At 53.2% G+C, this 21,009-nt stretch carries 20 protein-coding genes; 18 read left to right on the top strand and 2 right to left on the bottom strand.

The features are described from left to right. The first annotated feature begins 8 nt into the window (after window positions 1–8). The 10 genes from fabD to ptsG all read left to right on the top strand — a co-directional run bounded on the left by fabD (window position 9) and on the right by ptsG (window position 9,609). On the top strand, window positions 9–938 hold the full coding sequence (fabD, locus tag DA718_RS17225) for an ACP S-malonyltransferase (RefSeq protein WP_112216822.1): 930 nt from the start codon (window positions 9–11) through the stop codon (window positions 936–938). Between the two features lie 12 nt (window positions 939–950). Continuing rightward, window positions 951–1,685 carry a 3-oxoacyl-ACP reductase FabG gene (gene fabG, locus DA718_RS17220; protein ID WP_004131399.1) on the top strand — a complete coding sequence of 245 codons (735 nt, stop codon included), beginning with the start codon at window positions 951–953 and terminating at the stop codon, window positions 1,683–1,685. A 210-nt stretch (window positions 1,686–1,895) separates the two neighbouring features. Then, window positions 1,896–2,132, top strand: coding sequence for an acyl carrier protein (acpP, locus tag DA718_RS17215; protein WP_000103754.1), 237 nt, complete (start codon window positions 1,896–1,898; stop codon window positions 2,130–2,132). An 89-nt stretch (window positions 2,133–2,221) separates the two neighbouring features. Beyond that, window positions 2,222–3,463 (top strand): beta-ketoacyl-ACP synthase II, encoded by a 1,242-nt coding sequence (gene fabF / locus DA718_RS17210; RefSeq protein ID WP_112216821.1) that lies wholly within the window; start codon window positions 2,222–2,224, stop codon window positions 3,461–3,463. Between the two features lie 143 nt (window positions 3,464–3,606). Continuing rightward, window positions 3,607–4,416: an aminodeoxychorismate lyase gene (gene pabC, locus DA718_RS17205; protein ID WP_112216820.1), complete on the top strand. Its 810-nt coding sequence runs from the start codon at window positions 3,607–3,609 to the stop codon at window positions 4,414–4,416. A gap of 2 nt (window positions 4,417–4,418) precedes the next feature. Next, window positions 4,419–5,441 (top strand): cell division protein YceG, encoded by a 1,023-nt coding sequence (gene yceG / locus DA718_RS17200; RefSeq protein ID WP_112216819.1) that lies wholly within the window; start codon window positions 4,419–4,421, stop codon window positions 5,439–5,441. Further along, on the top strand, window positions 5,431–6,072 hold the full coding sequence (gene tmk, locus DA718_RS17195) for a dTMP kinase (RefSeq protein WP_112216818.1): 642 nt from the start codon (window positions 5,431–5,433) through the stop codon (window positions 6,070–6,072). The genes yceG and tmk overlap by 11 nt, the downstream gene beginning before the upstream one ends. Next, complete coding sequence (gene holB / locus DA718_RS17190; RefSeq protein WP_112216817.1) at window positions 6,069–7,073, top strand: DNA polymerase III subunit delta'; 1,005 nt, start codon at window positions 6,069–6,071, stop codon at window positions 7,071–7,073. The genes tmk and holB overlap by 4 nt, the downstream gene beginning before the upstream one ends. Window positions 7,074–7,083: 10 nt before the next feature. After that, the gene (locus tag DA718_RS17185; RefSeq protein WP_112216816.1) at window positions 7,084–7,878 is read left to right on the top strand and encodes a metal-dependent hydrolase; all 795 of its coding nucleotides are present in this window, start codon (window positions 7,084–7,086) and stop codon (window positions 7,876–7,878) included. A gap of 297 nt (window positions 7,879–8,175) precedes the next feature. Beyond that, a complete protein-coding gene (ptsG, locus tag DA718_RS17180; protein WP_112216815.1) occupies window positions 8,176–9,609 on the top strand; it encodes a PTS glucose transporter subunit IIBC in 1,434 nt (477 codons plus the stop codon). Window positions 9,610–9,835: 226 nt separating this feature from the next. Here the strand turns inward: ptsG and fhuE are convergent, their stop codons facing one another. Further along, window positions 9,836–12,019 (bottom strand): ferric-rhodotorulic acid/ferric-coprogen receptor FhuE, encoded by a 2,184-nt coding sequence (gene fhuE / locus DA718_RS17175; RefSeq protein WP_112216814.1) that lies wholly within the window; start codon window positions 12,017–12,019, stop codon window positions 9,836–9,838. Between the two features lie 352 nt (window positions 12,020–12,371). Between fhuE and hinT the strand changes: the two genes are divergently transcribed. The 8 genes from hinT (at window position 12,372) to DA718_RS17135 (ending at window position 18,585) form a co-directional block, all read left to right on the top strand. Next, on the top strand, window positions 12,372–12,728 hold the full coding sequence (hinT, locus tag DA718_RS17170; RefSeq protein WP_041144975.1) for a purine nucleoside phosphoramidase: 357 nt from the start codon (window positions 12,372–12,374) through the stop codon (window positions 12,726–12,728). Window positions 12,729–12,733: 5 nt separating this feature from the next. Then, complete coding sequence (locus DA718_RS17165) at window positions 12,734–13,108, top strand: YcfL family putative periplasmic lipoprotein (RefSeq protein ID WP_112216813.1); 375 nt, start codon at window positions 12,734–12,736, stop codon at window positions 13,106–13,108. Window positions 13,109–13,129: 21 nt separating this feature from the next. Continuing rightward, window positions 13,130–13,756 (top strand): penicillin-binding protein activator LpoB, encoded by a 627-nt coding sequence (gene lpoB / locus DA718_RS17160; RefSeq protein WP_167492879.1) that lies wholly within the window; start codon window positions 13,130–13,132, stop codon window positions 13,754–13,756. Continuing rightward, entirely contained in the window at window positions 13,737–14,555 is an 819-nt protein-coding gene (gene thiK / locus DA718_RS17155) for a thiamine kinase (RefSeq protein WP_112216812.1), read from the top strand. Before lpoB ends, thiK begins: the two co-directional genes overlap by 20 nt. A 31-nt stretch (window positions 14,556–14,586) precedes the next feature. After that, the gene (gene nagZ / locus DA718_RS17150) at window positions 14,587–15,597 is read left to right on the top strand and encodes a beta-N-acetylhexosaminidase (protein WP_167492783.1); all 1,011 of its coding nucleotides are present in this window, start codon (window positions 14,587–14,589) and stop codon (window positions 15,595–15,597) included. Between the two features lie 36 nt (window positions 15,598–15,633). Continuing rightward, window positions 15,634–16,176: an alpha/beta hydrolase YcfP gene (gene ycfP, locus DA718_RS17145; RefSeq protein ID WP_112216810.1), complete on the top strand. Its 543-nt coding sequence runs from the start codon at window positions 15,634–15,636 to the stop codon at window positions 16,174–16,176. Between the two features lie 234 nt (window positions 16,177–16,410). Further along, a complete protein-coding gene (locus DA718_RS17140; RefSeq protein ID WP_112216809.1) occupies window positions 16,411–17,715 on the top strand; it encodes an NAD(P)/FAD-dependent oxidoreductase in 1,305 nt (434 codons plus the stop codon). 330 nt (window positions 17,716–18,045) lie between these two features. Then, the gene (locus DA718_RS17135; RefSeq protein ID WP_112216808.1) at window positions 18,046–18,585 is read left to right on the top strand and encodes a glycine zipper 2TM domain-containing protein; all 540 of its coding nucleotides are present in this window, start codon (window positions 18,046–18,048) and stop codon (window positions 18,583–18,585) included. Window positions 18,586–18,632: 47 nt separating this feature from the next. Here the strand turns inward: DA718_RS17135 and DA718_RS17130 are convergent, their stop codons facing one another. Then, window positions 18,633–20,810 carry a TonB-dependent siderophore receptor gene (locus DA718_RS17130; RefSeq protein WP_112216807.1) on the bottom strand — a complete coding sequence of 726 codons (2,178 nt, stop codon included), beginning with the start codon at window positions 20,808–20,810 and terminating at the stop codon, window positions 18,633–18,635. Between the last annotated feature and the right edge of the window lie 199 nt (window positions 20,811–21,009).

Below are 21,009 nucleotides of genomic sequence, written 5' to 3'. Positions count from 1 at the left end.
ATTTAAACATGACGCAATTTGCTTTTGTGTTCCCGGGACAGGGCTCTCAGACCGTCGGGATGCTGTCCGATATGGCAGCCGCTTACCCGGTAGTCGAAGAGACATTCCGTGAAGCCTCTGCGGCGTTGGGTTACGATCTGTGGGCGCTTGTACAGCAAGGCCCAGCGGAAGAACTGAACAAAACCTGGCAGACGCAACCGGCGCTGTTGACAGCATCCGTCGCGTTGTATCGTGTCTGGCAGCAGCAGGATGGTCAAGCACCTGCTCTGTTGGCGGGTCATAGCTTGGGTGAGTATTCTGCGCTGGTCTGTGCGGGCGTTATCGATTTTGCCGATGCAGTGCGTCTGGTTGAGATGCGTGGCAAATTCATGCAGGAAGCCGTCCCAGAAGGTACCGGCGCAATGTCAGCTATCATTGGTCTTGACGATGCATCAATTGCGAAAGCCTGTGAAGAGTCTGCTGAAGGTCAGGTGGTTTCTCCGGTAAACTTTAATTCGCCGGGACAGGTTGTTATTGCTGGTAACAAAGAAGCCGTAGAGCGCGCTGGCGCAGCGTGTAAAGCTGCGGGCGCTAAACGTGCGTTGCCGCTGCCGGTCAGCGTGCCATCCCACTGTGCATTGATGAAGCCTGCTGCCGAAAAATTGGCCGTTGAATTACAAAAAATCACCTTTAATACACCGACTGTTCAGGTTGTGAACAATGTTGACGTGAAGTGTGAAACTACACCTGATGCTATCCGTGATGCATTGATCCGCCAGCTGTATAGCCCGGTTCAGTGGACCAAAACCGTTGAGTTTATGGCGTCACAGGGCGTAGAGCATCTGTATGAAGTGGGGCCGGGTAAAGTCCTCACCGGCCTGACTAAACGTATTGTTGACACCCTGACTGCCTCCGCGCTTAACGAGCCGGCGGCCATGTCTGCGGCGCTTGAGCAATAAAAGAGGAAAATCATGAGTTTTGAAGGAAAAATCGCGCTGGTTACCGGTGCAAGTCGCGGGATTGGCCGCGCAATTGCTGAAACGCTCGTTGCCCGTGGCGCTAAAGTCATTGGTACTGCAACCAGCGAAAGCGGTGCGCAGGCGATCAGCGATTATTTAGGTGCCAATGGCAAAGGTCTGCTGTTGAATGTGACCGATCCGGCATCTATCGAATCTGTTCTGGGAAATATTCGCGCAGAATTTGGTGAAGTTGATATCCTGGTGAACAATGCCGGGATTACTCGTGATAACCTGTTAATGCGCATGAAAGATGACGAGTGGAACGATATTATCGAAACCAATCTGTCATCTGTTTTCCGTCTGTCAAAAGCGGTAATGCGCGCTATGATGAAAAAGCGTCATGGACGTATTATCACTATCGGTTCTGTGGTTGGTACCATGGGAAATGCAGGTCAGGCCAACTACGCTGCGGCGAAAGCGGGTCTGATTGGCTTCAGTAAATCACTGGCTCGCGAAGTTGCGTCACGCGGTATTACTGTAAACGTTGTTGCTCCGGGCTTTATTGAAACGGACATGACACGTGCGCTGACCGATGAGCAGCGTGCGGGTACTCTGGCGGCAGTTCCTGCGGGGCGCCTCGGCTCTCCAAATGAAATCGCCAGTGCGGTTGCATTTTTAGCTTCTGACGAAGCGAGTTACATCACCGGTGAAACTTTGCACGTCAACGGCGGGATGTATATGGTCTGACCGAGATTTGTGCAAAACGCTCAGGAACCGCGCAGTCCGTGCGATTCACCGTAATGTTTTGTGCAAAATGATTTGCGTTATGAGGGCAAAAAGCCGCAAAATAGCGTAAAATCGTGGTAAGACCTGCCGGGATTTAGTTGCAAATTTTTCAACATTTTATACACTACGAAAACCATCGCGAAAGCGAGTTTTGATAGGAAATTTAAGAGTATGAGCACTATCGAAGAACGCGTTAAGAAAATTATCGGCGAACAGCTGGGCGTTAAGCAGGAAGAAGTTACCAACAATGCTTCCTTCGTTGAAGACCTGGGCGCTGATTCTCTTGACACCGTTGAGCTGGTAATGGCTCTGGAAGAAGAGTTTGATACTGAGATTCCGGACGAAGAAGCTGAGAAAATCACTACTGTTCAGGCTGCCATTGATTACATCAACGGTCACCAGGCGTAAGTGAACATCTCCAGGCGGTCATTCGACCGCCTGAGTTTTATCTACATTTTGTCCCACAAGAATCTATTTTCCCTCCCTGGAGGACAACCGTGTCTAAGCGTCGTGTAGTTGTGACCGGACTGGGCATGTTGTCTCCTGTCGGCAATACCGTAGAGTCTACCTGGAAAGCTCTCCTTGCCGGTCAGAGTGGCATCAGCCTGATCGACCATTTCGATACTAGCGCCTATGCAACGAAATTTGCTGGCTTAGTAAAGGATTTTAACTGTGATGATTTCATCTCGCGCAAAGAACAGCGCAAGATGGATGCATTCATTCAATATGGAATTGTCGCTGGCATTCAGGCCATGCAGGATTCTGGCCTTGAAGTGACGGAAGAGAATGCTACCCGCATCGGTGCCGCTATTGGTTCCGGTATTGGCGGGCTTGGCCTGATCGAAGAAAACCACAGTTCGCTGGTAAAAGGCGGACCGCGTAAGATCAGCCCGTTCTTTGTTCCTTCCACAATCGTTAACATGGTGGCCGGGCATCTGACCATCATGTTTGGTCTGCGTGGACCGAGTATTTCCATCGCGACCGCTTGCACTTCGGGCGTACACAACATTGGTCAAGCCGCGCGCATTATCGCCTACGGTGATGCTGACGTAATGGTTGCCGGTGGTGCAGAAAAAGCCAGTACCCCACTGGGCGTTGGTGGGTTTGGTGCAGCACGTGCGCTCTCCACTCGTAATGACAGTCCTCAGGCGGCAAGCCGTCCGTGGGACAAAGAGCGTGATGGTTTTGTGCTGGGTGATGGTGCGGGAATGGTCGTGCTGGAAGAGTACGAGCATGCCAAAAAACGCGGTGCGAAAATCTACGCTGAAATCGTCGGCTTTGGTATGAGCAGCGATGCCTACCATATGACTTCGCCGCCGGAAGATGGCGCTGGAGCGGCACTGGCGATGGTTAACGCTATTCGTGATGCAGGTATCGATGCAGGCCAGATTGGCTACGTCAACGCGCACGGTACCTCAACGCCTGCTGGCGATAAAGCAGAAGCGCAGGCGGTTAAGTCTGTCTTCGGTGATGCAGCCGGCCGAGTAATGGTCAGCTCGACTAAATCAATGACCGGCCACTTGCTCGGTGCCGCGGGTGCAGTAGAGTCTATCTACTCTATCCTGGCGCTGCGCGATCAAGCTGTTCCGCCGACTATCAATCTGGATAACCCGGATGATGGTTGCGACCTCGACTTCGTCCCGCACGAAGCACGCCAGGTTAGCGGTATGGAGTATACCTTGTGTAACTCCTTCGGCTTCGGTGGTACAAATGGTTCGCTGATCTTTAAAAAGGTCTGATGCGCGCCTGGCACAACATTAGTTATGCCGTTAATGCCCATCAAAAATTGGCCCGCTTGTCGGGCCTTTTTTATTCGGCTTTCTCCGCTTGTACCGTATCTTTCCTCCTGCGACACTGACCGACCAGCGATAAGGAGTCCTTTATGTTTATGATAAATGGCACTGAAAGTGAAACGCTTGCGGTGAACGATCGCGGTGTGCAGTTCGGTGATGGTTGTTTTACGACAGCTCGAATAATTGGGGGCCGTGTACAATTTCTGCCTGCTCATCTGGCGCGCCTGCAAACTACCTGTGAAAGACTCTTAATTACTTTTAGCGACTGGAAAGTATTAGCTGAGGAGATGCAACGTCTGGCGCAGCCGTGTCAGGAGGGGGTTCTGAAGGTGATGATCACTCGTGGCGCCGGCGGCCGTGGATACAGCACTGTGGGCTGCACAAACCCTACCCGAATACTTAGCGTGTCTCCATATCCTGCCCATTATGCCCGCTGGCGAGAAGAAGGGGTTTCTGTGTCGCTAAGTCCCATGCAGCTGGGACGTAATCCTTCTCTTGCCGGACTAAAACACCTTAACCGCCTGGAGCAGGTACTGATCCGCTCTCATCTTGAGCAGATGGACGCTGATGAAGCACTGGTTCTTGACAGTGAAGGGTGGCTTACGGAATGCTGTGCCGCGAACGTATTCTGGCGTAAAGGATTTGATGTTTTTACCCCGCGCCTCGATCAGGCGGGAGTAAACGGTATTATGCGCCAGCACATTCTCGCAACGCTGGCACCATCGCCGTTTCGCGTTGTCGAAGTGACTACGCGCCCCGATGCGCTACGCGAAGCCGACGAAGTGCTTATCTGTAACGCATTAATGCCGCTGGTGCCGGTTCGCCGTTGGGACGACACATGTTGGTCCGCGCGCGAGCTTTACCATTTTTTAGCCCCATTGTGTGAGCTGTCTGATTAGTCATGAAGAAAATGTTACGTTTCATCTTGTTGCTGGTAGTGGTGCTGGGCATTGCTGCGGGCGTCGGCATGTGGAAAGTTCGCCAATTGGCGGATAGCAAGTTACTCATTAAAGAAGAAACCATCTTTACTCTTGAAACGGGCACCGGGCGCATCGCGCTGGGCCAACAGCTTTACGGCGATAAAGTCATTAACCGGCCACGGGTGTTCCAGTGGTTGCTGCGTATTGAGCCTGAGCTATCCCACTTTAAAGCTGGGACATATCGTTTCACGCCTGGCATGACGGTACGTCAGATGTTGCAACTGTTGGCCAGTGGGAAAGAAGCCCAGTTTCCGTTGCGCTTTGTCGAAGGTATGCGGGTAAGTGACTATCTGCGCCAGCTTCGCGATGCGCCTTATGTGAAACATACGCTGGCGGATGACAGCTATGAGACCGTCGCGAAGGCCCTTGGTCTGGAGCATGCGGACTGGGTAGAGGGTTGGTTCTGGCCGGATACCTGGATGTATACCGCCAATACCAGCGATGTGGCGATCCTTAAGCGAGCGCATCAGAAAATGCTTTCTGCGGTTGAGAAAGCCTGGGAAGGGCGGATGGATAATCTGCCGTATAAAGATCAGAACCAACTGCTGACAATGGCCTCCATTATTGAAAAAGAGACGGCGGTGTCTGAAGAGCGCGATCGCGTGGCATCGGTCTTTATCAATCGCTTGCGTATTGGCATGCGTCTGCAAACCGATCCGACCGTGATTTATGGGATGGGTGAGAGTTATAATGGCAAGTTAACGCGTAAAGACCTGGAAACCCCAACGGCTTACAATACTTATGTCATTAACGGCATGCCGCCAGGGCCTATCGCCGCACCGGGAGAGGCTTCTCTGAATGCCGCTGCCCATCCGGCAAAAACGCCGTATCTCTATTTTGTCGCCGACGGAAAAGGGGGTCATACGTTCAATACCAATCTGACCAGCCATAACCGTTCGGTGCAGGAATATCTGAAAGTACTTAAGGAAAAAAATGCGCAGTAACTATATCGTCATCGAGGGCCTGGAAGGCGCAGGGAAGACCACCGCACGTAATCTGGTGGTAGATACGCTAAAACAGCTGGGCGTTAGCGATATGGTGTTCACCCGCGAGCCGGGCGGCACCATTCTGGCCGAGAAGCTGCGCAGCCTGGTTCTGGATATTCAGTCAACCGGCGATGAAGTTATCAATGACAAAGCTGAAGTGCTGATGTTTTATGCGGCTCGCGTGCAGTTGGTTGAAACAGTGATTAAACCGGCGCTGGCTCGCGGTCAGTGGGTGATCGGCGATCGTCATGATCTCTCTACTCAAGCCTATCAGGGCGGTGGTCGTGGTATCGATCAAACCATGCTGGCAACCCTGCGCGATGCGGTGCTGGGCGATTTTCGTCCCAACTTGACCCTTTATCTTGATGTGACGCCAGCGGTGGGACTCAAGCGCGCTCGCGCTCGTGGCGATCTTGATCGTATCGAACAGGAATCCCTGGATTTCTTCAACCGTACCCGCGCACGCTACCTTGAGCTGGCCGCACTTGACCCCAGCATTCGCACCGTGGACGCCACGCAGCCGCTGGAAGCTGTGGAACGTGATATTCGTGCGGTAGTGAGCCAGTGGGTGGCGGAGCTGCGCGCATGAAATGGTACCCGTGGTTACGCCCGTCTTTCGAACAGCTAGTTTCCAGCTACCAGGCAGGACGGGGTCACCATGCGCTACTGGTCCAGGCATTGCCGGGCATGGGGAGCGATGCGTTGATTTATGCGCTGTGCCGCTTCCTGATGTGCCGACAACCGGAAGGGCATAAAAGCTGTGGCCATTGCCGCAGCTGTCAGCTGATGCAGGCGGGTACTCATCCTGATTATTATGCGTTGTCTCCTGAAAAGGGGAAGAGTTCGCTCGGTATTGATGCCGTGCGCGACATCAACGAAAAGCTCTACGAACACGCCCGGCTGGGCGGCGCGAAGGTGATATGGATCGGTGATGCCGCCATGCTAACTGACGCGGCGGCCAACGCGTTGCTGAAAACGCTGGAGGAACCGCCGGAGAATACCTGGTTCTTCCTCGCTTGCCAGGAACCCGCGCGTTTGCTGGCGACGTTGCGCAGTCGATGCCGTTTACATCACCTCACACCACCTCCGGAATCGTACGCACTGGCGTGGTTAGAGCGTGAAGTGACAATGTCACAAGATGCATTGCTTGCTGCTCTGCGTCTTAGCGCGAATGCGCCAGCGGCAGCTCTGGCGCTGCTCCAGGATGCTCACTGGACTGCGCGCCAACAGCTTTGTCAGACGCTGGCAAACGTTTTAACTCAGGGTGACTGGCTGACGCTGCTACCTGTTTTAAATCATGAACAGGCCGCAGTTCGACTGCATTGGCTGGCATCGCTGCTGGTTGATGCGCAAAAAAGACAGCAGGGGATTACGCTTGTCAGTAACCCTGACGTCTGGACGCTGGTGAATCAACTGGCCCAAACTCTGCCTGCCGCACGTTTACAAGCGATAGCACGCGACGTGAGCTTCTGCCGCGAGCAGCTATTAAACGTTGTTGGTGTTAACCGCGAACTACTGCTAACCGAGCGCCTTCTGCGCTGGGAACATTACCTGCAACCCGGGGCGGTACTTCCCGTATCCCATCTCTGAGAGAGACATCATGTTTTTAGTCGACTCCCATTGCCACCTTGATGGCCTGGATTATCAAACGCTGCATAAAAATGTGGACGATGTGCTGGCAAAAGCCGCCGCGCGCGATGTGAAGTTTTGCCTTGCGGTTGCCACGACGCTACCAGGGTATCGCAGTATGCGCGAGCTGGTGGGACAGAGTGACAGCGTTGCTTTCTCCTGTGGCGTGCATCCGTTAAATCAGGATGAAGAGTACGACGTCGAGGAGCTGCGCAAACTTGCGGCGGAAGAGGGGGTAGTGGCGATGGGCGAAACCGGGCTGGATTATTTCTACACGCCAGAAACCAAAACACGTCAACAGACGTCGTTCCGCGATCATATTCGTATCGGTCGGGAACTTAACAAGCCGGTTATTGTGCATACTCGTGATGCCCGCGCTGATACGCTGGCAATTTTACGCGAAGAAAAAGTGACGGATTGCGGTGGCGTACTACACTGTTTCACTGAAGATAGGGAGACTGCGGGTAAGCTGCTGGACATGGGGTTCTATATCTCGTTTTCCGGTATTGTAACGTTCCGTAATGCAGAACAGCTGCGCGATGCCGCGCGTTATGTGCCACTTGACCGCCTGTTGGTGGAGACCGATTCGCCGTATCTGGCGCCGGTACCGCACCGTGGTAAAGAGAACCAACCGGCGATGGTTCGTGACGTAGCTGAGTACATGGCCGTTCTGAAAGGTGTCTCGCTGGATACGCTAGCGCAACGGACCACGGAAAACTTTGCAACGCTTTTTCATATTGACCCCGCCCGGCTACAACCTGCCTGATCTTCCTTATTATTTTAAGGCTCGTAATTAATGCTCAAAGCGAGTAAAGTTCACCGCCACAAATGGGGCGGTGAAGCTTTTTTGGCAACATTCAGACACGAGTTATGTAAAACAGTGTAAGTTTTTACCTGAAGGCTGATTGAAACGTGATAGCCGTCAAACAATCATTCCGCTAATTATTTTACTCTGTGTAATAAATAAAGGGCGCTTAGACGTCCTGTCCACGGCGCGGTTCTCCCCCCGGGCCAATGCGTGAAAACGTAAAAAAGCACCAAATACTCAGGAGCACTCTCAATTATGTTTAAGAATGCATTTGCTAACCTGCAGAAGGTCGGTAAATCGCTGATGCTACCGGTATCCGTACTGCCTATCGCAGGTATCCTGCTGGGCGTCGGTTCCGCAAACTTCAGCTGGCTGCCAGAAGTCGTTTCACATGTTATGGCAGAAGCGGGCGGTTCGGTCTTCGCCAATATGCCGCTGATTTTCGCTATCGGTGTTGCGTTAGGCTTCACCAATAACGATGGCGTATCTGCGCTGGCATCGGTTGTCGCTTACGGCATCATGGTGAAAACCATGGCGGTGGTAGCGCCTCTGGTTCTGCATTTACCTGCTGAAGAGATTGCGGCTAAACACCTTGCAGATACCGGCGTACTGGGCGGTATTATTGCGGGCGCGATCGCGGCGTACATGTTTAATCGCTTCTACCGTATTAAGCTGCCTGAGTATCTGGGCTTCTTCGCCGGTAAACGTTTCGTGCCGATCATTTCCGGTCTGACCGCGATCTTTATGGGCATCGTGCTCTCCTTCATTTGGCCGCCGATCGGTACTGCTATCCAGACGTTCTCACAGTGGGCTGCTTATCAGAACCCGGTTGTCGCGTTTGGTATCTATGGCTTCATCGAGCGCTGCCTGGTGCCGTTTGGTCTGCACCACATCTGGAACGTTCCTTTCCAGATGCAGATTGGTGAATACACCAACGCAGCAGGCCAGGTATTCCACGGCGATATCCCGCGCTATATGGCAGGCGACCCGACTGCGGGCAAACTGTCCGGCGGCTTCCTGTTCAAAATGTACGGTCTGCCGGCTGCTGCTATTGCCATCTGGCACTCTGCTAAACCAGAAAACCGCGCGAAAGTGGGCGGCATCATGATCTCCGCAGCGTTGACCTCGTTCCTGACCGGTATCACCGAGCCGATCGAGTTCTCCTTCATGTTCGTTGCGCCGATCCTGTACGTCATCCATGCGATTCTGGCAGGTCTGGCATTCCCGATCTGTATCCTGCTGGGTATGCGTGACGGTACGTCGTTCTCTCACGGTCTGATTGACTTTATCGTTCTGTCCGGCAACAGCAGCAAGCTGTGGCTGTTCCCGATTGTCGGCATCTGCTACGCCATCGTTTACTACGTGGTGTTCCGTGTGCTGATTAAAGCGCTGGATCTGAAAACGCCGGGTCGTGAAGATGCCACCGATGACAGTAAAGCTGGCGCAACCAGCGAGATGGCTCCGGCCCTGATTGCAGCCTTCGGCGGTAAAGAAAACATTACTAACCTCGACGCATGTATCACCCGTCTGCGCGTTAGCGTGGCGGATGTAGCGAAAGTTGATCAGGCTGGCCTGAAAAAACTGGGCGCTGCTGGCGTGGTTGTTGCAGGTTCAGGTGTTCAGGCAATCTTCGGTACCAAATCCGATAACCTGAAAACTGAAATGGATGAGTACATCCGCAGCAACTAAGTTGTGATGTGGGGAGACTAAGGCAGCCAAATGGCTGCTTTTTTAATGGGTCTATACCCGTCATACTTCAAGTTGCTTATGTGTTGGCTACGCTCATTCCCCCCAGTCACATAGTTATCTATGCTCCTGGGAACTCACTCCCTTGCCGCCTTTAAGCAACTCGAATTATTTAGGGTATATAACATAAAAAAGGGAGCCGATTGGCTCCCGAAACATTGACCACCTATCAGAACTGATAGCTGGCAGTAATGCTAAAGTTGCGCGGTTCGCCGTACACAATCGAGCCGTCGATGTTGGTATCGTAGGTTTTGTCGAACAGGTTATTGACGTTGCCCTGTAAGGCAAAGTTTTTGCTGACCTGGTAACGGGTAAACAAATCCACCAGCGCGTAGCTGCCTTGTTCCGCACGGAAAGTACCGTACGGCGTAACGGTATCCTTGTACACCCGGTTCTGCCAGTTTACGCCGCCGCCAACGGTCAGATCAGGCATCACCGGCAGGCGATAACTGGTGAACAGCTTGACGCTGGTACGCGGCAGATTAGGGTTCACCGCGTTGCCTTCATTATCCTCTGCAACAAAGCGAGTCGCGCCGAAGGTCATCTGCCAGTTATCGGTAAGCGCGCCGTTGATTTCGAACTCCACCCCTTTGCTTACGGTACCATTGACGGTTTTATAAGCCGCCTCGCCGTTGCTGCCAGGGATTTGCCCGCCGGTTGCCTGGCCGAGGTTATCCTGTTCGATGCGGAATATGGAGAGGGTGGTGGTCAGGCGGCTGTCCATCCAGTCGGACTTCAGGCCGACTTCATAGTTATTACCGGTAACCGGGGTCAGATATTTACCGGAGCTATCACGCTTATTCTGCGGCTGGAAAACGGAGGTATAGCTGGTGTAGGCCGACCAGTTATCGTTGATGTCGTAAACCAGACCGGCGTACGGCGTAGTATGGTTTTTCTCCATATTATAGGTCAGCGTCTCGATACTCCAATTGTTATAGCGGACGCCAAGGATCAGGTGCAGCGGATCAAGCAGGGAGATACGAGTCGCCGCATATACCGATTTCATTCGCGTGGTATCGTCCTGCGCCAGGCTCTGCGGTCCCCAGTTGGTTTCCGGGAAGCTGGCGCTATTAAAGTCATAGAAATTACCGATCTCATCCGGAAATACGTTTGCCCAGGAGCTGAAGTAGCGGTTATTTTGCTTGCTGTAGCTGCCGCCAATCATCAGGTTGTGCTGGCGACCAAACAGGTCGTAGCCGCCATCTGCAAACAAATCCACGGCATCGACTTTACGTTTGCCGCTGTTCCAGCCGGTACCACCAACGTAGGTAAAGCTCGGACCGTAATTGCCATAAGGACCAACTAGCATCCCGGTCTCTTTATTAACGTACGCGTCTACGTACATCATTTTGCTGTCGAATTTAACCTCTGAATGGGTTGCATTCATGGTCGCCTGCCAGGTATCGGCAAAGCGCTGTTTCAGCGTGACGAAAACTTTGTTGATCTCTTTGTCGTTATAGGCCCAATCAGGGGCTGTGCTATGAGAACGATCGTAGTGGTTTTTGCTGCCATCGGTATTCCAGCGCGGCAGGCCGCCCCATGTTGGGCTATTCACGTCGATACGCTGATATTCGTAGCCAGCGGATAAACTGGTTGAGGTCCCGAGGTCAGCATCAAGAATGCCGGAGAAGAAGGTTTTTTCGCTGTTATAACGATCGAGCCACGAATCATTATTTTGATAGCCAGCGATAATGCGCGCGCGTACGTTACCCTCTTCGGTGAGCGGGCTTTGCATATCAGCAACGTATCGCTGCTTATTCCAGCTACCGTACTCCGCAGAGACATTGCCTTTAAACTCGCGGCTGGTGGCATGTTTACGAATCATGTTGATTGATGCGGCTGGGTTACCCGTACCTGTCAGCAGGCCATTGGCGCCGCGCACGACTTCTACTCGCTCGAACAGTGCCATGTCGGTAAGGGCATCGCCCAGGTTCCAGCGGGATTCAAACCAGGTCGGAATGCCATCAACCATATAGTTATCTATCTGAAAACCACGGGAGTAATAGCTGGTGCGGTCAGAGTCGGCCTGGCTGCTGCTGATCCCGGTAGTGTGGTCCATCACGTCGCCCAGAGTTTGCAACTGCTGGTCCTGCATCCGCTGTTCGGTAATGATACTGACCGATTGCGGAATATCGCGCTGGGCCATCTCCATTTTGGTCCCGGCGGAGGTGGTTTTGACGCTGTAATCCTGCTCTTGCGTATCTGAGCCGGTATCTGCGGAACCTTCTACAATAATCGTGTCTTCGGCCTTGCTGACGGCCTGGCTGAGCTGAGGAAAGAGCGCCAACGCTATGCCCATAGCAAGCAGGGACGGTGTGATACGCCCATCCTGGAAGGTGGTGGAGAGAGACATCATAAACCCTTGATCATAAGATAATTATTATTCGCCGGGGCTCTGTGACCGCGGTCGATCGAAAGCGCGTTGCATTCAATATGAATACAAATGAGAAATATACGCATTAATATTTAATATGTAAACATGAGTAAAATGGATGCGATGAATGTTTCACTATTGCTCAACAGAAAAGCCTGAGGTGCGAAATGATTAATCAGTCAGCAGCTAAGTCCTTTGTCGCGTAAGAAAAAACGCTTTCAGGTTGAAAGAGTGGGAGTAACTCGCTCATACTCTTAAGCGAATCCTGTGCATCCGCGTTTATCTGCAGGGGCAGGCCAGAGCACGGTATAAAATTAATAAGGAATCAGTCATGGCAGAAGAAACGATTTTCAGCAAAATCATTCGCCGGGAGATCCCGTCGGATATTGTTTATCAGGACGAGTTGGTCACTGCTTTTCGCGATATCTCTCCGCAGGCACCGACCCATATTCTGATCATTCCTAATATCCTGATTCCAACTGTCAACGATGTAACTACGGAGCATGAACTGGCTCTTGGTCGGATGATGACCGTTGCGGCGAAAATTGCCCGCGACGAGGGGCTGGCTGACGATGGTTACCGCCTGATCGTCAATTGCAATCGCCACGGGGGTCAGGAGGTCTATCATATCCACATGCATCTGCTGGGTGGGCGTCCATTAGGTCCAATGCTGGCCCACAAAGGTTAATACCCATGCGCGCAGCCCATTTCGGCGCACTTCTGGCCGCGACGCTCCTGGTTGGATGCAGCTCGCATCCGGAAATACCGGTCAGCGATCAGCAAAGTCTGGTGATGGAATCTAACGTACTGGCGGCGGGGATTAGCGCTGAAGTACCGACGGTGACCGCCTCAGAGATACAAGCGACGGCGACCACACGACTATTTAATGAGCGCCAGGTACCGGTGACCGTGCACTATCGCTTTTTCTGGTATGACGCCAGAGGGCTGGAGATGCATCCACTTGAACCGGCGCGCAGCATAACGGTTCCCGCGCACTCCTCGATCACGCTTTACGGCAGCGCCAATATTCTGGGGGCGCACAAGGCCCGACTTTATCTTTATCTGTAAGAGGTCATCGTAATGATTAAAATGTGTCGCTATGCACTTGTTACCGCACTGGCGATATTCCTTGCCGGGTGCGTAGGGCCAGGTCAGCAGCCCGCTCCCGTTGAGGAAGCACAGCCAAAACCGCAGCAGCCTGTTCAGCCGCAGCCAACTGTGCCAAGTATTCCTGTGATACCTACGCAGCCAGGCCCAATTGAACATGGCGAGGAGCCAGCGCAACCGGCCCCGCGCGTGCGTCATTATGACTGGAGCAGCGCAGTGCAGCCGATGGTTGGACAAATGCTGCAAGCGGGTGGCGTGACAGCAGGTAGTATTCTGCTGATTGATAGCGTAAACAACCGCACCAACGGCACGTTGAACGCCGCTGAGGCGACAACCGCATTACACAACGCGCTGGCGGGTAACGGGAAATTTACCCTGGTATCGCAGCAGCAGCTTGGCGTCGCCAAACAGCAGCTTGGTCTGTCGCCACAGGATAGCCTCGGCAGCCGCAGTAAGGCGATGGGTATTGCCCGTACCGTTGGCGCACAGTATGTGCTCTATTCCAACGCGACCGGCAACGTCAACTCGCCTGAGCTGAAAATGCAACTGATGCTGGTGCAAACTGGCGAAATTATCTGGTCAGGTAAAGGTGCGGTTCAGCAACAATAAGCTTACGCGCGACGAAGTGCTGTCGCGCTTTTTTCCTTGCTTTTCGCCTGTCGCCGCGCTGACTGAAAACGGTCTGAGCGGCGGCAGTTGTGTCATCAGCGATGGTCGACAAAGATTGGTTCTGCGCCAGCCGCATGATGTGCAGGCGCCAATCTGTTATTTTCGTCGCCAGTACCATGCGCTCTCCCGTCTCCCTGCTACGCTTGCTCCGGCTCCGCTTTTTTATTCTCCTGCCTGGATGGTGGTGGAATATTTCATCGGTGACGTGGCAAACGCACTGCCGGAGTGTCCGGCGCTTGCGGGGTTACTGTATCATCTGCATCGCCAACCACGCTTTGGCTGGCGTATTACGCTGAGCCCATTGCTTGAGCTTTACTGGCAGCAGTGCGATTCCGCCCGGCGCACGCCGTTATGGTTGCGCTGGCATAAGCAACTGTTGCTACGCGGCGAACCTCGGCCGTTGCGCCTCGCGCCATTACACATGGATGTTCATGCGGGCAATATTGTCCATAGCGAGGGCGGGCTGCGGCTTATTGATTGGGAATATGCCGGGGATGGTGATATCGCGCTGGAGCTGGCTGCGGTATGGATTGAGCCCGTGGCGCACCGCCAGCTAGCGGCAGAGTACGCGAGGCTGGCGCATATTGATGAGCTTCGGCTATGGCGACAAATACAGCGCTGGCGTCCATGGGTACGTCTGCTGATGGCAGGCTGGTATGAGCGACGCTGGCAACAAACCGGCGATCGACAGTTTATTGCGCTGGCGAATGAGATATGGCGTCAGTTAGAGAAAGAATAAAAAGATAAGAGAGGTATGTGTGGGCCCGGTAATGTTGGATGTCGAAGGTTTTGAACTGGATGCGGAAGAGCGTGAGATTCTGGCGCATCCTTTAGTTGGCGGGCTAATCCTGTTTACCCGCAACTACCACGATCCGGCGCAGTTACGCGAGCTGGTTCGCCAGATCCGCGAGGCTTCGCGCAACCATCTGGTGGTGGCGGTTGACCAGGAAGGCGGCCGCGTGCAGCGTTTCCGCGAGGGTTTTACCCGCCTGCCGGCGGCGCAATCCTTTGCCGCGCTGCTCGGCATGGAAGAGGGCGGTAAGCTGGCAGAAGAGGCCGGTTGGTTGATGGCCAGCGAAATGATCGCCATGGATATCGATATTAGCTTTGCGCCGGTGTTGGACGTTGGGCATATCAGCGCTGCCATCGGCGAACGTTCTTATCATGAAGACCCCGATAAAGCGCTGGCGATAGCCCGTCATTTTATTGACGGAATGCACGGTGCGGGAATGAAAACTACCGGTAAGCACTTCCCCGGTCACGGTGCGGTGACCGCAGATTCACACAAAGAGACGCCGCGTGACCCGCGCGCGCAAGCGGAGATTCGTGCTAAAGATATGGCGGTGTTCCGCACGCTTATCACTGAGCAGCGGCTGGATGCCATTATGCCCGCTCACGTTATTTACAGCGACGTTGACCCGCGTCCGGCCAGCGGTTCAGCACACTGGCTGAAGACGGTTCTGCGCGGTGAACTGGGCTTTGACGGAGTTATTTTCTCTGACGACCTGTCTATGGAAGGGGCAGCGATTATGGGCAGCTACGCCGAGCGTGGGCAGGCATCGCTGGATGCGGGTTGCGATATGATCCTGGTCTGCAATAATCGTAAAGGTGCGGTCAGCGTGCTGGATAACCTGTCGCCGATCAAAGCAGAGCGTGTTACGAAATTGTATCATAAAGGTTCCTTTAGCCGTCAGGAGTTAAGGGATTCCGCCCGCTGGAAAACGATAAGCGCGCAGCTCGAACAGCTTCATGAGCGCTGGCAAGAGGCGAAATCCGCGTAATAAACCTGAAAGGCGTTGTTGTCTGGTGAGGATGCGATGATTATCTATTTACATGGTTTTGACTCAAACAGCCCCGGTAACCATGAGAAGGTGCTTCAGCTTCAGTTTATCGACCCGGACGTCCGGTTGATTAGCTACAGCACGCGGCATCCCAAACATGATATGCAGCACTTGTTAAAAGAAGTCGATAAGATGCTGCAGCTGAGCGCTGACGATCGCCCGCTTATTTGCGGCGTGGGCCTTGGCGGTTTCTGGGCTGAACGGATTGGTTTTCTTTGTGATATCCGTCAGGCCATTCTGAACCCGAATTTGTTCCCCAATGAAAATATGGAAGGTAAAATTGACCGGCCGGAAGAGTATGCTGATATCGCCACTAAGTGCGTGAATAACTTCCGTGAAAAAAATCGCGATCGTTGCCTGGTAGTGCTCTCGCGTCAGGATGAAGCACTGAATAGCCAGCGTTCGGCGGATTTGCTGCATCATTACTACGAGATCATCTGGGATGAAGAGCAGACCCACAAGTTTAAAAATATCTCTCCTCATCTTCAGCGAATAAAAGCCTTCAAAACCCTCGGCTGATCCTCCTCCAGCCCGCAGTGTGAAAACACCGCGGGCTTTTTTTATCCAGTTATGCGGCTGTGCGCTCAAAAAATATGCGGTAAAACTTGATGCATATCAATTTTGGTATGACCAATGCACCGTTCATGTTATTCTCGATCTCGTTGGATGGTTTCATTGCTGTAACCTGCTGTTAATTAAAGGCTATTGTTATAACTTTTAATTAACAATTGGTTAATAATTTTAGGGGGTTGTGTGACTACACCAATGAAAAAAATAGTGATTGTAGGTGGTGGTGCCGGTGGGCTGGAGCTGGCGACTCAGTTGGGTAAAAAGCTGGGCCGCAGTAAAAAAGCCAAAATAACGCTGGTTGATCGTAACCACAGCCACCTGTGGAAACCGCTGCTGCATGAAGTGGCGACCGGTTCACTTGATGAAGGTGTAGATGCGCTGAGCTATCTGGCTCACGCCCGCAACCACGGCTTCCAGTTCCAGCTGGGCTCGGTGATGGATATCAACCGTGAAGCGAAGACCATCACCCTTGCCGAAGTGCATAACGAGAAAGGCGAGCTGCTGGTGGCCGAGCGTAAGCTGCCTTATGACACGCTGGTGATGGCGCTGGGCAGTACCTCTAACGACTTTAATACCCCAGGCGTAAAAGAGAACTGCATTTTCCTCGATAATCCACATCAGGCGCGTCGTTTCCACCAGGAAATGCTGGATCTGTTCCTTAAGTATTCAGCGAATCTTGGTGCGAACGGTAAGGTGAATATCGCCATCGTTGGCGGCGGCGCGACCGGCGTGGAGCTGTCTGCTGAACTGCACAATGCGGTAAAACAGCTGCACAGCTACGGCTATAAAGGGCTGACCAACGAAGCGCTGAACGTGACGCTGGTGGAAGCCGGGGAGCGTATTCTGCCTGCGCTACCACCGCGTATTTCCGGTGCAGCGCACAGCGAGCTGACCAAGCTCGGCGTTCGCGTATTGACTAAAACCATGGTCACCAGCGCTGATGCCAACGGCCTGCACACCAAAGACGGCGAGTTTATCGACGCAGACCTGATGGTCTGGGCGGCCGGGATCAAAGCGCCGGACTTTATGAAAGAGATTGGCGGTCTGGAAACCAACCGTATCAATCAGCTGGTGGTTGAGCCGACGTTACAAACGACCCGCGATCAGGATATCTACGCAATCGGCGACTGTGCGTCATGCGCCCGTCCTGAAGGGGGCTTTGTCCCACCGCGCGCTCAGGCTGCCCATCAGATGGCAACCTGCGCTCTGCACAATATCCTGGCGCAAATGAAAGGCAAACCGCTGAAATCTTATACCTATAAAGATCACGGTTCGCTGGTATCGCTCTCTAACTACTCCACCGTCGGAAGCCTGATGGGCAACCTGATGCGCGGCTCAATGATGATCGAAGGGCGCATTGCGCGTTTCGTATATATCTCTCTGTACCGTATGCACCAGATTGCGCTGCACGGCTACTTTAAAACCGGCCTGATGATGCTGGTTGGGCGTATCAACCGTATTATTCGTCCGCGTCTGAAGCTGCATTAATGACCGACGGGCGGCAGAACCTGATGGTTTTGCCGCCCGATTTATACCCGTCATACTTCAAGCTGCTTGTGCGTTGGCTACGCTCGTTCGCCCGAATCACTTACTTGAGTAAGCTCATCGGGACTTTCTCACTTGCCGCCTTCCTGCAACTCGAATTATTTAGGGTATATTTATAGCTCAATTCCAGAATATCCTTCTGCCTTATCCCCTAAACCTTCTCGGATTCCTCTGAATCCTGCTATTTTCCTGTATTTTTAATCCGCTTCTTATTTGCATGCCCTGTGTCCCGATCGCAGAATTACAGGCAATAGCAATGAAGGAGGATCTCCCGTGAATAAATCGATGTTGGCGGGTATAGGAATTGGCGTGGCCGCCGCGCTGGGCGTTGCAGCCGTTGCCGGTCTTAACGTGTTAGATCGTGGCCCACAATACGCGCAGGTGGTGTCCAGTACGCCGATAAAAGAGAGCGTTAAAACGCCACGCCAGGAGTGCCGAAACGTCACCGTGACCCATCGTCGCCCGGTGCAGGATGAAAACCGTATCGCGGGTTCCGTATTAGGTGCAGTCGCCGGTGGCGTTATTGGCCATCAGTTTGGCGGCGGACGCGGTCGTGATGTTGCTACCGTGGTCGGTGCGCTGGGCGGCGGCTACGCCGGTAACCAGATACAGGGATCGATGCAGGAAGGGGATACCTACACCACTACCCAGCAGCGCTGCAAAACGGTGTACGACAAATCGGAAAAAATGCTCGGTTATGACGTCACTTATAAAATCGGCGACCAGCAGGGTAAAATCCGCATGGATCGCGACCCCGGGACGCAAATTCCGCTGGACGGTAACGGCCAGCTGATTCTGACGAATAAAGCGTAAAAAAGACGTTTATTTCTATTAGCCCCTCAGTTTGAGGGGCTTTTTTATCAGAAGCTCAGAGCGTAGTTCAGGCCAAAGGTGCGACCGCGACCTTTGTACTCATATAAAGAGCTGCTGCCGTAGGTTGGGCTGTAAAGCAGCGGTGCGCGCTGGCCCCAGATAGTGACATAGTCTTCATTGAGCAGGTTTTCGATGCTGAAGGTTAGCTTGCCGAGAGGAAGCGCGTAGCTGCCGATAAAGTCCACGGTGTTATAGCCATCAAGTTTATTGCCGCTGGCATCGCTGATATCAAATACCTGTTGGCTTTGTACCCGTAGCGACCACGGTTCCGGTGCCCAGCCAACCCAGGCCGTCGCCTTTGATGGTGAGGCGAGCGTCACATCCCACTTCTGCCAGCTGCCGTTGCTCTTCACCTGAGATTTCAGTACGTTAAAGTTAGCCCCGGCGCTCCAGTCGCTGTTCGGGAAGAAGTAATCCACTGCGCCCTCAACGCCATAAATACGGCGTTTGTCAGACTCGACGTCGATAGTCATATCGGTACGGTTAACGACGATGGTCTTATCTGAGGTGGAGTAATAAGCTGCCAGCTGAGTGCGTAGATTATCACCGGTGTAGCGCCAGCCGAGCTCGTAAGAGTTGACTTTAATTCCCTGCAATGGCGAATCGCCGACGTTAACGCTTGAAAGCAGAGGCAGATGACCGTTGACCGCTGCGCCATATTTGCCAATGCCGTAATATTTGCCCGGATCCGGCAGTTCAACGCCCTGGGAGAAGTTAAACCAGGTTTGCTGACGGTCGGTAAGGTGGGCAACAATCCCGGCGTTAAATAAGAAGTTGTCGTAATCGGTTTTACCACCCGGAATCGCATCCGCCGAGCTGACTTTGCCGTTGGCGACATCCTGCTGCTGGGCGTAGCCGACAAAATCATCGACCTTATTTTCCGTCCACTGGTAGCGCACACCGCCGCTAATCGTGAAGATATCGTTCAGGTCATAGCTGGACTGCAGGAAAGGTGCCAGGTTGGTAATGCTGTAGCTCGGATAACGACCGGTAGTATAAATCGACTGATTATTCAGGCCGCCGGAAGGCATCGATTGCCCCAGGTCGAAGAACATCTGGTTGGCGTTGAAGGTTTCGTGATCGGCATCCAGTCCCCAGGTCAGATCCCAGCCGTCCAGCGGCTGGCTATTCAGGGTTATCTTCGCGCCATATTGATCGGTATCCTGCTTTGAGGAAGAGAAGCTGCTGACCTGGCCTTTACTCAGCGTAGGGAAGGGGTAAAAGGTCAGGGATTCATCACGATAGTAGATTTGGCTGACCAGGTTCTGGCCAAAGAAGTCAGCATCGGAATATTGCAGACTAATCAGGTGGCGTTCGGTGCCGGGGACGCGGTCGGAATTAAGCCCATCAGTGGTGAAGGCTTTACCGTCGCCGGTCACCGCCGACATATTTTTCCCCAGATACAGTCCGTAGTCGTCGCCCTGACTTTTATAGTACTGCGTAACTAGCTGCAGCTGACGGTTATCGTCAATTTCAATGGTGCCTGTACCCATCACGTCCAGGCGGTCGGAATGCTGGAGGCCTGTCTGGGTATTATCGAGGATAAGCGCATCGTTGTTGCCGTCATACCAGCCGCCAAAGCGTTGATAGGCTACGGACAAGCGGCCAGATGCGTGGTCGGTTCCACCACTCACCGCCGCCGCGACGCGCTCATCATGATCGTTGCTATTAGCAAAGCCGGTTTTGCCGCCCAGCTCCAGATCGACCTGGCGCTCCTGTTGGCCCTTTTTGGTGACGATATTGATAAGACCGCCGGTACTGCCGCCGCCGTACAGCGATGTTGCCCCGGAGATCACCTCGATGTGCTCAATGTTGAAAGGATCGATAGAGTCGAGCTGACGGCTGTCGGTACGGGAAGAGTTAAGGCGAACGCCGTCAATCAGCACCACGATCGCACGGCCGCGCATATTCATGCCGTAGTTAGTGCGTCCCTGGCTGCTGACGTCGATGCCGGGGATCAGCTGCGCCAGTACGTCTTTGAACTCTTTACCGCCCTGAACCTGTTGTTCAATTTCCTGGCCTTCGATAACCCAGGTGGTCTGGGCCATTTCAGCGACGGTTCGATGCGTTCGGTTGGCGCTGACAATCATGTTGTCATCAGCGGCCCAGGCGGGGAGGGCGGTTGCCAGCAGCAGTGGGTTAAGCACCCAGAGACGCGTTTTCATGCTCATTCCTTTTATGAGTTTACGATATCGTTGTTTTAGTTTTCCGGTACGGGCGCACCGGTTGTTACAAGGTGAAATAAACAGAAATGTTAAGGCTGAAGTTTGCCCGTATTGATTATTGTTATCAATATCATTTACGTGAAATGTGCAAATAACCTATTGAAAGCATTACTTAATGTGTGGGTAAGCAGGGGGGGGA

Origin of the sequence: Klebsiella huaxiensis (assembly GCF_003261575.2) — a bacterium.
GTDB classification, from domain to species: domain Bacteria; phylum Pseudomonadota; class Gammaproteobacteria; order Enterobacterales; family Enterobacteriaceae; genus Klebsiella; species Klebsiella huaxiensis.
The sequence above is the reverse complement of the archived record's forward strand: the minus strand, read 5'-3'. Positions and strand labels throughout refer to the sequence as shown.